General features: G+C 74.1%; 6 protein-coding genes. 5 read left to right on the forward strand and 1 reads right to left on the reverse strand.

Annotation, left to right across the window (positions count from 1 at the left end; genetic code table 11):
- Nucleotides 1–11 precede the first annotated feature (11 nt).
- Nucleotides 12–1,079: an ABC transporter substrate-binding protein gene (locus ABD844_RS22380; RefSeq protein ID WP_344881057.1), complete on the reverse strand. Its 1,068-nt coding sequence runs from the start codon at nucleotides 1,077–1,079 to the stop codon at nucleotides 12–14.
- A gap of 1,193 nt (nucleotides 1,080–2,272) precedes the next feature.
- On the opposite strand from ABD844_RS22380, the gene ABD844_RS22385 reads away from it, so the two are divergent.
- The 5 genes from ABD844_RS22385 to ABD844_RS22405 all read left to right on the forward strand — a co-directional run.
- A complete protein-coding gene (locus tag ABD844_RS22385) occupies nucleotides 2,273–2,986 on the forward strand; it encodes a thioesterase II family protein (RefSeq protein WP_344881060.1) in 714 nt (237 codons plus the stop codon).
- Nucleotides 2,983–3,813, forward strand: a complete 831-nt coding sequence (locus ABD844_RS22390) for an SDR family oxidoreductase (RefSeq protein ID WP_344881064.1) — start codon at nucleotides 2,983–2,985, stop codon at nucleotides 3,811–3,813. The genes ABD844_RS22385 and ABD844_RS22390 overlap by 4 nt, the downstream gene beginning before the upstream one ends.
- Nucleotides 3,814–3,855: 42 nt before the next feature.
- The gene (locus ABD844_RS22395; protein WP_344881067.1) at nucleotides 3,856–6,792 is read left to right on the forward strand and encodes an amino acid adenylation domain-containing protein; all 2,937 of its coding nucleotides are present in this window, start codon (nucleotides 3,856–3,858) and stop codon (nucleotides 6,790–6,792) included.
- Nucleotides 6,785–10,417: an amino acid adenylation domain-containing protein gene (locus tag ABD844_RS22400; protein WP_344881070.1), complete on the forward strand. Its 3,633-nt coding sequence runs from the start codon at nucleotides 6,785–6,787 to the stop codon at nucleotides 10,415–10,417. The genes ABD844_RS22395 and ABD844_RS22400 overlap by 8 nt, the downstream gene beginning before the upstream one ends.
- A gap of 18 nt (nucleotides 10,418–10,435) precedes the next feature.
- Nucleotides 10,436–14,411: non-ribosomal peptide synthetase (locus tag ABD844_RS22405; protein WP_344881073.1), on the forward strand; the 3,976-nt coding region annotated here is incomplete at its 3' end.

Genomic DNA, 14,411 nt, shown 5'->3' on the forward strand with positions numbered 1-14,411 from the left:
CAGGACGGGCATCACGCGCCGCCGTCCTTGAGCGCGTCGGCGCCGACGCTCTGGAAGCGCAGGTCGTACAGGTCCTGGGCCTTCAGCGGGGGGTTGCCGGTCTCCTTGGCGAGCAGGTCGACGGTCTCCTGGTGCCTGACGATGGCCTCCGACCAGTCGGCCGGGAGGTCGGGCTCGCCGGAGACGTCCACCAGGTACTGGCCGTCGGCGGCGCTCAGCCCCTGGTCCTTGACGTAGTAGCCGTCGATCCATTCCTTCGGGTGCTCGTAGGCCCAGCGGGAGGCGCGGGCCCAGGCGGCGACGTACTCGCGCAGGGCGGCGGCCTTGGCCGGGTCCTCCAGCGTGGACGTGCGGACGTAGAGGTGGCTCGGGTCGTCGCGCAGGCCGTGGCGGAGGGTGGTGGCGCCGTCCCTGCCCCACTTGGTGGTGTAGCGCTTGATGTTGACGCCGCCGATCGGGGCCACGTCCACCTGCCGGGAGGCCAGCGCGTTGGGGTAGACGTCGCCGGTGCTCGGCAGCTCGACCAGGCTGACGTCGTTCTTGGTGAGGCCGGCCTTGGCGAGGACCTTGAGCACCAGCGCGCCCTGCGCCTGGCCGGGGCTGTAGGCGATCTTCTTGCCGCGCAGGTCGGCGAGGGTCTTCACGGTGACGCCCGGGGCGATGCCGAGCTCGTAGGTGGGGTGGTCGAGCGGGTCCTTGCGGAACTTGGAGGCGATGATCTTCACGGGCAGGCCGGTCCAGGTGGCGTGGATGGCCGGGATCTCCGCGACCGCGCCGACGTCGAGCGCGTTCGCCCTGAACGCCTCGCTCGTCTGGGGGCCGCCGGTGACGTTGGCCCATTCGATGGTGAACGAGAACTTGTCGATCTCGCCGGAGAGCTGCAACGCGACCTTGGTCGAGGGGTCTCCGACGATCAGTTTGGTGCCCTGGGGGACCGAGGTCGGCAGCGGCGCGTCGGGGGCGAGCGCCGGGGCGCCCGCCTCCGCTCCGCCGGTCTGGGCGCAGGCGGCGAGGAGGGGCAGGAGGAGGAATAGGGCGAGCGGGCGGCGTTTCCGCAGCTTCGAGGTGGGGGCAGGCATGTTGGGTGGTCCTCTGGGTGGTCGCGAACGTGGCTGTTCGTTCCGTACGAGGACTCGTCGGGGGCGTGCGCGGTGGCACGCGACGGCTCGGCTCGTACGGACGGATCGATCCAGTCGTTGGTCAGCGACACTGCGCGCTGGCGACGCGGCCGAAGTCCACGTGCGGGCGCCGGGTCAGGCGAAGGCCCTGGCTCATGACCTTGACGCTACGAGGCCCGCCGCACTAAGTCAACATTTCCTACCAGATTTACATGATTTCGGCAGAGGTAGGCCATGGCGCTCGGCACCGCTTACTCAGAAGGCGAGTGATCGTGGCGAAGGCCGCGCCCGCCGTCCATGAACGCGCCCCGAGGAGTTGACCGGCGGGTTGACCGCCCGCGCGAAGGCGCACCCGATCGCCGGGCTCGCGCCCCACCCGACACTGCTATCGATGTTCGCGATCGCGCGGACGAGGTCCGCCAGGCCGGCAGCGTCCGACAGCCGAACGAACACCCTTCTCCTCCCACAAATGCGCTGGTCGCGGCACCCCTACCGTCGCCCGGTCACCACGACGCACGAGGCAGCCGGGATGCGGGCAGGCGATAACGCACGGCGACCCCCGTCTAACGCGTCGAGTCCGCGTACGAGATGATCAACCCCTGGGTCCACATCCTGACACAGTCAGTTCACTTGCGGCTACCCCAAAAAACATCTTTGGGACACTGAGCCGTCGGCCGCCCTTCCCCGATCGATGCTTGCGAACCCGGCCGCAGGGCCCGGAGAAGCACCGCGCGAGGGCCCGCCATTCCCCACATCGCCGCAGTACAGCGGGTTTCGGAGGGCGCCCCGCCGGGCCCCTCACACCGCCCGCCCCATGTTGTGAACGTGCTGGGATCACTGCGATGCGTCACATTGATCCTGACATTCCGCTTGACCTGAGCGACCAAAACTCCATACCTTTGGCCGTCGTTCGGGAGGTTTCGGGGGAGCTGAGGCCATCGCGCGAGCGATGTCGGGTGCCCACCGCGGGCTCTGCTCGGCTTGCCGGTTCATGGACAAGGGAGGCGATAGGGGCTAGCGGTTCATCCAGGCACATCACCCATCGTGCCCGGACTGGATCAGAACGTAATCGGCTGTGGAAGGCTTCACCCACCCGTGACATCTCCCCGGCCGGGATTCCGCCTCTGGATGATTGATCGGAGGAGTTCCACACCATGGGACCCACGTATCTTGTTTGCCTGCCCTTCGCCGGCGCCGGAGCGTCGTTCTTCAGAGAATGGCAGCCCTGTGCTCCCGACGGCCTGACCGTGCTGCCGGTGCAACTGCCCGGCCGTGAAGAACGTTTCACCGAGCCCTCCTGCACCGACGCCGCGCGGGCCGCCGAAGAGGCGTGTTCGCAGGTGCTGACGCGGATCGACGGCGACGCCCCGCGCGTGGCCCTGTTCGGTCACAGCCTGGGCGCGGTGCTCGCCTACGAGCTGGCCCACCACCTGCTGAGCGGCGCCGGGATCACGCCGGTGCGGCTGTTCGTGAGCGGCTCCCCCGGGCCGTACGACGGGCGGGAGAGCAAGGCCAGCGGGCTCGACGACGAGCAGTTCCTGGCCCGCATCAGGGAGTTCTCGGGTTACACGCATCCGGCGCTCCAACTGCCGGAGATGCGGGCGCTGCTGCTGCCCATGCTCCGGGCCGACGTCGAGATGCACGAGACGTACAAGCCCGCCTCCGACAAGCCGGTGCCGATCCCGATCACCGCGCTGCGGGGCCGCGACGACGAGCTGGTGGACCTGGCGCAGCTCGAACAGTGGGCTCAGGTCACCACCGCGGACTTCGCCACCGCCCAGTTCGACGGCGGTCACATGTACCTGGCGGACGACCCCGCCGGCCTGCTCCGCCTGATCGCCGCCGAACTCGCACAGGACGAACGGTGACGCTGCGCCTGGCCGGGAAGACGGCCGTCATCACCGGGGCGGCTCGCGGCCTCGGACGCGCGACGGCTCAGGCGTTCGCCCGCGAGGGAGCCGATCTGCTGCTGGTCGACGTCGCGCGCGACCTGCCGGGCGTGCCGTACCCGGTGGGCTCTCGCGACCAGCTCCGCCACACCGAGCGGCTCTGCCGGGAGTCCGGCGTGTCCGTGCTGGTCAAGGAGGCGGACGTACGGGACCTGCGCGAGGTCGAGGACGCGGTCTCCACGGCGGCCGCCCGCTTCGGCACCGTCGACGTCCTCGTCAACAACGCGGGCATCGCCGCCCCGTCCGGCAAGGTCGCGCACGAGATCGACGAGCACGAGTGGCAGCTCATGCTCGACGTCGACCTCTCGGGCGCGTGGCGGGCCATCCGCGCGGTGGGCAAGCTCATGGCCGAGCAGGGCTCGGGCAGCATCGTCAACATCGCGTCCACCGCCGGCCTGGTGGGATACCGGCATTTCGCGGGATATGTCGCCGCCAAGCACGGCCTCGTCGGCCTCACCAAGGCGGCGGCGCTCGACTACGCCCCGCGCCAGGTCAGGGTGAACGCGGTGTGCCCCGGCTCGGTCCGCGACGACGCGCAGGTCGAGGGCCGGATGCTGGCCGAGATCGCACGCTCGCTGGACGTGCCGGTCGGCGAGCACGAGGAGGCGTTCCTCCAGGCCCAGCCGATGAACGCGCTCGTCGAGCCCGAAGCCGTCGCCGCCGCCGCCCTCTGGCTGGCCTCCGACGAGTCACGGCAGGTCACGGGCAGCGTGCTCACGGTCGACGGGGGCTTCACCACACGGTGACCCCCTGCCGCGCCGACCACTCACCCCTCTGGAGACCATCCCGTGTACCGCACCAGCAGGCCCGCTGACGCCTGGCCGTCGACATCCGCCTCCGGGCACTGCCACGCCCGGCGGACGCGGCTGCCCGGCGGCGGCGACGCCGTGCTGATGGCGCGGATCCTCGAGGCCGCCTCCCTGGCCTGGTGGGGCGAGCCCTTGCGACTGTGGACCGAACGCGTTCCCGCCCCGGCCGGCTCCGCGACGGCGAACCGGCGGCTCGACGCCGAGCTGTTCCGTCCCGTGGCCGCCGGGGGCGCGGGGCTGCGGGCCGTGCTGCTGGGGTACGCGGACGGCGCGGCCGACCTCGTGCTCGTCGCGCACCGGGCGCGGCTCGACGCGGCGTCGCTGCGGATGGTGGCCGACGTGCTCACCGAGCGGGCCCCGTACGAGCGGTTCCGCCCGGAGGAGCCGGGGCGCGTGGTCGTGGACGACGAGGCGGTCAAGCGGTGGCGGGAGGCGGACTACTCGGGAGTCGTCGAGTGGGCCGCCGGGGACAGCGGCGCGGGTGACCGTACGGGTGTCGTGACCGTCGCGCTGGGCGGGTCGGCTCCGGAGGACGGGTCGGCGGATGTGGTGGCCAAGGTCGCGGTGGCGGCCGGGCTGGTGCTGGGGCGCTACGAGGGCCGCCCGCGCCCGGTGGTCGCCGGGCTGACCGGGGTTCCCGGGCGGCCGGCGGGCGCGCTGGGGGTGTTCGAGGCCGGGGTGCTGCTGGCGCTCGACCTGTCGGGCGCGAGCACGGTGGCCGAGCTGGTGGCCGAGAGCGCCCGGATCATCGGCGGCGACGGCGGATGGTGCGACGCCCGCCGGTACGCCGACCTCTGCGCCGAGGCGGGCGGCCGGGTGCTGGTGGGGCTGCTGGCCGGGGAGCTCGACGGGCCCGCCGGTGACCGCGTCCCCTGTCAGACGGCTCCGTTCCCGCTCACGCTCGTGCCCGGACGCGCCGAGGACGGCGGGCTCCTGCTCGACGTGCGCCACCGGCTCGCGGACGTGGACGAGGAGTCCGCGCGGCGGTTCGCCCGCCACCTCGCCCGCGCGTACGAGCGGTTGACCGACGCGGGCGACGACCTTGTCCCCGGCGACGTCGAGCTGCTGGACGAGCCGGAGCGCCGCCACGTGATCGGCCTCGGCCGCCCGGCCAGGCCGCTGAGCCCGCGCGGGGAGCGGACCGACAGACGGATCGAGGACGTGTTCGCCGCCCGGGTCGCCGACCGGCCCGAGGCCGTCGCGCTCGTCGGCGAGCACCACTCACTCACCTACGCCGAGCTGGACGAGCGCGCCACCCGGGGTGCCGCCGCCCTGCGCGCGGCCGGCGTACGGCCGGGCGAGCGGGTGGGCGTGTGCCTGGAACGCTCGCCCGACCTGGTGGTCACCATGCTCGCCGTGCTCAAGGCGGGGGCGGCCTACGTGCCCATGGACCCCGCCTATCCGGCCGACCGGCTGACGTTCACCGCCCGGGACGCCGCCCTGCGCGTCGTGGTCGCCGACGGGAAATTCCCCCGCGGCGACGGGCTGACCGTCGTCACCCCCGAGCGGCTCGCGGCCCACGGTGACGACGGCCCGTCCGGGGAGGTGGGCGGCTCCGGCGACGCCGCGTACGTGATCTACACCTCCGGCTCGACCGGGCGGCCCAAGGGCGTCGTGGTCCCGCACCGCAACGTCGTCGCCCTGCTGTCGGCGACCGCGGGCGACACCCCGGGCGACACCCCGGGCGGCACCCCGGGCGGCACCGAGACCGAGAACGACTTCGGTCTCGGGCCCGGCGACACGTGGGCGAACTTCCACTCCAGCGCCTTCGACTTCTCGGTCTGGGAGATCTGGGGCGCGCTGCTCACCGGCGCCCGGCTGGTCGTGGTCCCGTACTGGATCTCCAGGTCCCCTGAGGAGTTCCGCGACCTGCTGGCCCGCGAGCGGGTCACCGTGCTCAACCAGACCCCGTCGGCGTTCGCCCAGCTCATGGAGGCCGACCGGGGCCGGGCCGAGCGGCTCGCGGTCAGGCTGGTGATCTTCGGTGGCGAGCCGCTCGACGTGCGCCCGCTGCCGGGGTGGTTCGACCGGTATCCGGACTGCCGCCTGGTCAACATGTACGGCATCACCGAGACCACCGTCCACGTGACCGCGCAGACCGTGACGCGCCGGGAGGCGCTGGCCGGGTCCAGGTCGGTGGGGCGCGCGCTGCCCGGCTGGCACGTGTACGTCCTGGACGAGCGCGGCCGTCCGGCGCCCTGCGGCGTCCCCGGCGAGATCTACGTCGGCGGCGCGGGAGTGGCGACGGGATACCTGGGGCTGCCCGAGCTGACGGAGCAGCGCTTCGTGCCGGATCCGTTCGCCGGTGGCCGCATGTACCGCAGCGGCGACGGGGGACGCCTGCGGCCCGACGGCCTGCTGGAGCACCTGGGGCGGCTCGACACCCAGGTCAAGGTGCGTGGTTTCCGCATCGAGCTGGACGAGGTCCGCAACGTCCTGCTCGACGACCCGTCGGTGACGTCCGCCGCCGTGGTGCTGCGGGACGGGGAGACCGGCGACGCGGCCCTGACCCGGCTCGCCGCGTACGTGACCCCGCAGGGCGCCGACCCCGCGGCGGTGCGGCGGCGGGCCGCCAAGGTGCTGCCCGAGCACATGCTGCCCGCCACGATCACGGCCCTGCCCGCGCTGCCGCTCACCGTGAACGGCAAGCTGGACGTCCGCTCCCTGCCCGAGCCCGCCCCCGCCCCGGCGGCCGCGGGCGAGGACCTGACGGGAACGCTGACCGCGCTCTGGGAGTCGCTGCTCGGCGTGCCGGTCGGCGGCGACGACAACTTCTTCGAGCTGGGCGGCAACTCGCTGCTGGCGATCCGGCTGGTGTACGCGATGCGCGAACGCGGCCTGCCCGCGCCGCCGATGCGCGAGCTGTACCTGCACCCGACGGTGAACGGCCTGGCCCGGGTGCTCGGCCATGAGTGAGGCGACGGGCCTGCTGGACTGGCTCTCCAGCGCCGAACCGGGCGGTGACCAGGGGCGCTCCGGCGGGTCCTTCGCCGTCGCGTGCCCGCCCGGCACGAGCGCGCCGCGGGCGCTGGCGGCGTGGGGTGCGCTGCTCTACCACCACACCGGGCGGCGGGAACTCGTCTTCCGCGTCGCCGACGACGTCGTCCGGTTCACGGTCGACCCCGCGCGGACGCTGGCCGAGCTGGCGGAGCCGGTGGCGCGGGCGCTGGCCGCCGCCGAGCCGTACGAGCCGGGGCCCGAGCCCGTGCCCGTCCTGGCGTACGAGGATCGGGACCCGCCCGGGGCGCTGGTGCTCATCGTGGGCGCGGACGGGCTCCGGCTGCGGCACGACCCGGCGCGGAGCGCGGACCTGGCCGCCCGGCACGCGAGCCATCTCGCCGCCGTGCTCGCCCTGCCGCGGGACCGCGCGATCCGCGACCTCGACCCCCTCTCCCCCGCGGAACACGCCCAGCTCGACCGCTGGAACGACACCGCCGTCCCCTACCCGGAGGACTCACGCGTCGAGCGGCTCGTCGCCGAGCACGCCGAGCGCGCGCCCGGTCATCCGGCCGTGGTGCACGCGGACACCACGCTCACCTACGCCGAGCTGCACCGCCGCGGCGCCGTGCTGGCCGGTGCGGTACGCCGGGCGGGCCTGTCCCCGGGCGAGCCGGTCGCGCTGCTGCTGCCGCGCACCCCCGAGCTGGTCGTCGCGGCGCTGGCCGTCCTGCGGGCGGGCGGCTGCTACCTGCCGATCGACCCCGCGACCGGGCGGGACCGGATCACGTTCACCCTCGCCGACAGCGGCGCACGCCTGGTGATCACCTCGGGGGAACGGGACGGCGCGATCACCGGCCTCGGGGACCTGCCGGGCGGGACGCGGGTCATCGACCTCGACGCCCAGGACTGGTCGGCCGCGCCGGAGCCCGAGGCCCCGGCCCCGGGCGACGCGTCCGCGCCCGCGTACCTGATGTACACCTCGGGCACCACGGGACCGCCCAAGGGCGTGATGATCCCGCACCGCGGCGTCGTCCGCCTGGTGCGCGGCGCGGGCTACGTCCGCCTCGACGACACCACCAGGATGGCGCAGGTCGGCGCGACCGGCTTCGACGCCTCGGTCTGGGAGATCTGGGGCGCGCTGGTCAACGGCGGCACCCTGCACCTGCTGGACAAGGAGACCTTCCTCGACGCCGAGGAGCTGCGGCGGGCGCTGGCCGGGCCGGGCATCACCACGGCGCTGTTCACCTCCGCGCTGTTCGGCCGGCTGGCCGACGAGGACCCGGCCGTGTTCCGGCCGCTGCGCGACCTGCTCGTCGGAGGTGACGTGCTCTCCCCCAGGCAGGCCGGGGCCGTGCTGCGGGCCAACCCGGGCCTGCGGCTGGTCAACGCCTACGGCCCGACGGAGAACGCGGTCATCTCCACCGTCCACCCCGTCACCGGGCCGCCCGGCGCGCGGGTGCCCATCGGGCGGCCCGTGCCCAACTCCTGCGCGTACGTGCTCAACCAGGATCGCCACCCGCTGCCGGTGGGCGTTCCCGGCGACCTGTACGTGGGCGGCGACGGGATGGCGACCGGCTACCACGAGCGCCCGGAGCTGACCGGGCGCAGCTTCGTCCCCCACCCCCACCTGCCTGGACGGCGGCTCTACCGCACGGGCGACCGGGCCCGCCTGCTGCCTGACGGCTCGCTCGACTTCCTCGGCCGGGAGGACCGCCAGGTCAAGGTACGCGGCTTCCGGGTCGAGCCGGGCGAGGTCGAGGCGGCGCTGCTGGGCGTGCCGGGCGTGAGCGGCGCGGTGGTGGTGCACCGCCGGGTGCCCGACAGCCACCTGTGCGCCTACGTCACCGGCTCCGGCGTGGCCGAGGACCGGATCCGTGCGGAGTCCCGGCGCCTGCTGCCCGCGCACCTGGTGCCCGCCCACGTCGTGGTGCTGGCGGAGCTGCCGCTGACCCCGAACGGCAAGGTGGACCTGACCGCCCTGCCCGTCCCCCCGGTCGCGGGCGGCGGGCGGGCGGCGCGGGACGAGGTGGAGCGCGCGCTGGCCGAGCTGTGGGAGGACGCGCTCGGCGTGCCCGGCATCGGCGTCGACGACCCGCTCGACGAGCTGGGCGGCACCTCGCTGACCGCGATCCGCGTGTCCGCGCTCGTACGCCGCCGCTTCGGGGTGGCCTGCCCCGTGTCGGCCGTGCTGTCCGCGCGTACGATCGGCGAGCTGGCCGAGACCGTGCGGGCCGCGGACCGTACGCGCGGGGCGTGGCCGCGGCCCGGCCTGGCCACCGGGCGGACGCCACTGTCTCCCCAGCAGCGGGGCGTCTACGTCGAGCAGGTCAAGGATCCGGCGGGCACCCAGTACAACCTGCCGGTCCTCGTCGATCTGCCCGAGCCGGTGGACGCCGGGCGGCTGACGTCCGCGCTGGCCGCGCTCGCCGCCCGGCACGAGATCCTGCGCACCGACTTCCCCGTGGACGGGGACGGCCGCCCGTACCAGCGGGTCCTGGAGCGGCAGGACGTCACGATCGAGGAGGTGGAGCTGCCGCCCGGCGCGGAGCCCGACGCGTGGGCGGAACGCTGGGTCCGCCCGTTCGACCTGACCGCCGCCCCCCTGTGGCGGGCGGCGCTGGTACGGCACGACACCGGCACGCGGCTGGTCCTGGACCTCCACCACCTGCTCACCGACGGGCACGCGCTGACCCTGCTGATGACCGAGTGGGCGGCACTGGCCAGGGGCGACCGGCTGCCCGAGGTGGAGCTGCGCTACCGGGACTACGCGCGGTGGGCCGACGGGCCGGACCGGCGGGAGCTGGCGCGGGCTCAGGAAGCCTTCTGGGCGCGGACGTTCTCCCTGCCGCCGCGGCCCCTCGACCTGCCCGCCGACCTGCCCCGGCCGGCCGTGCGGACGACCGAGGGCGGCCACGTCGTGTTCCCGCTCGGGCCCGAGCGCAGCCGCGCGATCAGGGAGCTGGCCCGGGCCGAGGCGGTGACGCCGTTCCACGTGCTGCTGGCCGCGTACACGGCCTTTCTGGGGCGGGTGAGCGGCAGCGAGGACGTGACGGTCGGCACGGCGGTGTCCGGACGGCACCTGCCGGGCGTGGAGCGGGTGCAGGGGATGTTCGTGAACACGCTCTGCCTGCGTACGAGCCCGGCGGCCGGACTGCCGTTCCTGGCGCACCTGCGGGCGGTGGCCGGGCACGCCATGGCCGCCGTCGACCACCAGGACCACGCCTTCGACGCCCTCGTGGCGCGGCACGAACGGCATGACCACGGCAGGCATCCGCTCTTCGACACGTTCTTCGCGCTGCAGGACACGGGGCTGGGGCAGGTGGACTTCCTGGGCGGGCGGCCCCGCTGGCGTCCCGACCTCACCCGGCGCACGATCTTCGACCTCGACCTGCAGATCGAGGCCGAGCCCGACGGCTACGCCGCCCGCTGGGCGTACGCCACCGCGCTGTTCCTGCGGCCCACTGTGGAGCTGTTCCGCGACGAGCTGCTCGCCCTGCTCGACGCCGCGCTGGAGGCGCCCGGCACGCCGCTGGGCGAGCTGCGGCCCGTCGCGGCGGCCCCCCGAGACCTGTCCGCGTTCGCGTTCGACTTCGACTTCTGATCCGGCTGAGGAAGCATCATGCAATCCATCGAGACCCTGGGCGGGCTCAAGGTCGCGGCGGCACAACGGCCCCGCGAGGGCGCGTTCTGGCGGGCCGAGCTGGCGTCCCTGCCCGAGCGCTCCGGCTTCCCCGCCGACGGCGGGCCGCTCGCGGACGACTCTCCCAGGGGCGGCGCGACCGTGACGCTCGACCTGGACCTGGCCCTGGCGGACCGGCTGCTGGAGCTGGCACGGGGGCGGGACGCCGCCCTGCACGCGGTGCTGGTCGCCGCGGTCGGCGCGCTGCTCCAGCGGTACGCGGGGGGCACCGAGACCGGCGATACGGGGACCGGCGATACGGAGACCGGCGGGGCGGACGTCGTGCTGACCGTGCCCGCCGTCCCGGTCGCGGGCAGTCCCCCGCCGCTGGCGGCGACGCTGCCGCTGCGGTTGCCGATCGACTCCCGCACCACGTTGCGCAGCCTGCTCGGCGAGGTCGCCGGCCGGATGCGGGCCGCCGTCGAGCACCAGGACTACCCGGTCGAGCTGCTCGCCCGCGAGTCAGGCGGCGCACCCGGCGAGGGCGGCTCTCCCTTCACCGACGTGCTCGTCGTCCCCCCGACGGACGGCGCCCCGGACGACGCCCCGGACGACGCCGCGGGTGGGCCGGGGTTCCCGTTCGTCTTCGCGTTCCTGCGCCGGGGAGACGGGCTGGCCCTGTGGCTGCGGCACCGGGCCGAGAGCCACTCCCCAGACAGTGCCCGACGCCTGCTCACCCACTGCGCGGCGCTGCTCGGCCAGGCCGCCGCCCGTCCCGACGCCGAGCTGACCGCCCTGGACCTGCGCTCCGGCGACGACCGCGCGCTGAGCGAGAGGGCGAACGCCACGCGGGCCGCCTTCGACGACACTGCGCGGCTGGACGAGCTGCTGGCCCGCCGGGTGGCCGCGACCCCCGACGCCGTCGCCGTGGTGGGCGACGGGTTCCGCCTGACGTACGCCGAGCTGGACGCGCGGGTCAACCGCCTGGCGCACACGCTGCGCGCGCACGGGGTGGGCCGCGACGACCTGGTGGCGGTGCTGGCGGAGCGCTCGCCGGAGATGTTCACGGCCGTGCACGCCGTGTTGCGGGCGGGCGGGGCGTACCTGCCGATCGACCCGGGCAATCCCCCCGGCCGCATCGCCCACCTCCTGCGCGACAGCGGCGCGCGCCTGGTCCTCACCCAGCCCCCCCTCGCCGGTCTGGCAGGGGAGGCCGCGGTGGTGCTGGACCTCACGGACGAGGCCGCGTACGCGCCGGACACGAGCCCGCCGCCCGTCCTGGGCGACGCCCGCGACCTGGCCTACGTCATCTACACCTCGGGCTCGACCGGCGAGCCCAAGGGCGTGCAGGTCGAGCACCGCTCGGTCGTCAACCGCATCGCCTGGATGCAGGACGCCTACCCGGTCACCGCCGCCGACGTGATCATGCAGAAGACGCCCACGTCCTTCGACGTCTCGGTGTGGGAGCTGTTCTGGGGCATGTCCGCGGGCGCGGCGGTGTGCCTGCCCGAGCCGGGCGCGGAGCGGGATCCGCAGGCGCTGGTCGCCGCGATCCGGCGGCACGGCGTGACCACGATGCACTTCGTGCCGCCGATGCTGGGCGTCTTCCTCGACCACGTGGCCGGCGCGCAGGACGGGCCGGAGCCGCTGCGGCAGGTGTTCGCCAGCGGCGAGGCGCTGTCCCCCCGGCACGCCCGGCGGTTCGGCGAGGTGATCCCGGCGGCGCGGCTGGTGAACCTGTACGGCCCCACCGAGGCCACCGTGGACGTCACCCACCACCCGTGCCGGGGCGACGAGACCCGGGTGCCGATCGGCCTGCCGGTCGCCAACACCCGCGTGCACGTGCTCGACGCCAACCTGCGCCCGCAGCCGACCGGGGTGCCGGGTGAGCTGTGCATCGCCGGGGTCCAGCTCGCCAGGGGCTATCTCGGCCGCCCCGAGCTGACCGCCGAGCGGTTCACCGCCGCCCCGCACGCGGGCGAGGAGCGCGTCTACCGTACGGGCGACCGGGCCCGGCGGCTGCCCGACGGCTCCATCGAGTACCTGGGCCGGATGGACCACCAGGTCAAGGTGCGCGGGTACCGCATCGAGCCGGGCGAGATCGAGGAGCGGCTGCGGGAGCACGCCTCGGTGCGGGACGCCGTCGTCGTGGTCCGCTCGGAGCGGGACGGGCAGGCGTACCTGTGCGGTTATGTCCTGTCGCCGGCGCCGGTCCCTGAGGACGGGCTGCGCGACCACCTGCGGCGCGCGCTGCCGGAGTACATGGTGCCCGCGCGGCTGGTGACCCTGGAGCGCTGGCCGCTCACGCCGAACGGCAAGCTGGACCGCAGGGCGCTGCCCGAGCCGGTCGAGCAGGCCGAGTACGTGGCCCCGCGCACGCCGCGGGAGTCGGACCTGGCCGAGGTCTGGGCCGAGGTGCTCGGCCGCGAGCGGGTCGGGGTGCTCGACAACTTCTTCGCGCTCGGCGGCGACTCGATCCGCTTCGTCACCGTGCTGGCCCAGGCCCGTGCCCGTGGCCTGGACTTCACGTTCAGGCAGCTCTTCGAGCACCCTACCGTCGCCGGGCTGGCGGCGGTCGCCTCCGACGCCCCGGGCGGCGCGGACCGGGCGCTCGGACCGTTCGAGCTGCTCACGCCGCAGGACCGGGGGAAGATCCCGGACGGGGTCGCGGACGCGTACCCGATGACGCAGCTCCAGGCCGGTCTGGTCTTCCAGAGCGAGCTGTCGCACGCGACGGTCGAGTACCACGACATCCTCAGCTACACGATCCAGAGCGCGTTCGACGCCGGACGCTTCGAGCAGGCGGTGCGGATCCTCGTCGCCCGCAATCCGATCTTCCGCACCAGCTACCACCTCACCGGCTACAGCGAGTACCTGCAGCTCGTGCACCGGGACGCGCCGAGCCCGCTGTCGATCGCCGACCTGCGCGGGCTGACCGAGGAGGAGCAGGACGCGCGGTTCCGCGACTGGGCCGAGCGGGAGAAGGCGCACCGCTTCGTGTGGACCGAGCCCGGCCTGGTGCGGCTGCACGTGCACGTGCTGGCCGACGACCTGTTCAGGTACACGCTCAGCCAGCACAACTCGGCGCTCGACGGCTGGAGCATCACGCTGGTGCACACCACGCTGTTCGACCTCTACCACCGGCTGCTGGAGGGGCGGGAGCTGCCCGACGCCCCGACGGGCAACCACGCCCGCGACTATGTGGCGCTGGAGCGGCGCTCGCTCGCCGACCCGGGGCACCGGGCGTACTGGGCGGGGGTGCTGGAGGGCGCCGCCTTCACGGAGCTGCCGAGGACGAGGAACGCGGCGGAGCCCGACGTGTTCCCCGTGGTGTTCCACGAGGTGGAGTTCCCCGCCGGGCTGTCGGACCGGATCGTGGCGCTGGCCGACAGGCTGGCGGTGCCGGTCAAGAACGTCGCGCTGGCCGCGCACGTCAAAGTGCTCTCGCTGGTCAGCGGCGAGAGCGACGTCATGACCGGCTACGAGCACAGCGGACGGCCGGAGACCGAGGGCGCCACCGAGGCCATCGGGCTGTTCCTGAACACCGTGCCCTTCCGTGCCCGCCTGGCCGCCGGGTCATGGGCCGACCTCGTACGCCAGGTCTACCGCTCGGAGACGGAGCTGCTGCCGGCGCGGCGCTACCCGATGGCGCAGGCCAAGCAGGACCTGGGGACGCAGGACCCGCTGTTCGAGACGGCCTTCAACTTCACGCACTTCTACCTGCTCAAGGAGCTGGAGGCGCGTGAGGGGTTCGCGCTGCTCGACGTGCGGGCCAACTCGGAGACGGAGTTCGTGCTGCGCGCCGAGTTCTCCCGGCACTTCGTCAGCGACGAGGTGCGCCTGAGCCTGCACTACCACGCCCATCTGTTCGAGCCGTGGCAGGTGGCCCGGATGGGGGCGTACTACACGGCCGCGTTCGAGGCGATGACCGCCGGCCCCGACGCCCCGCACCACCTCGCCGGTCTGCTGCCCGCCG

Source organism: Nonomuraea antimicrobica (assembly GCF_039536965.1).
Lineage (GTDB): Bacteria > Actinomycetota > Actinomycetes > Streptosporangiales > Streptosporangiaceae > Nonomuraea > Nonomuraea antimicrobica.

Coding starts and splice junctions, on each gene's coding strand:
- ABD844_RS22380 (WP_344881057.1), bottom strand. CDS start 1,079: ATGCCTGCCCCCACCTCGAAGCTGCGGAAACGCCGCCCGCTCGCCCTA.
- ABD844_RS22385 (WP_344881060.1), top strand. CDS start 2,273: ATGGGACCCACGTATCTTGTTTGCCTGCCCTTCGCCGGCGCCGGAGCG.
- ABD844_RS22400 (WP_344881070.1), top strand. CDS start 6,785: ATGAGTGAGGCGACGGGCCTGCTGGACTGGCTCTCCAGCGCCGAACCG.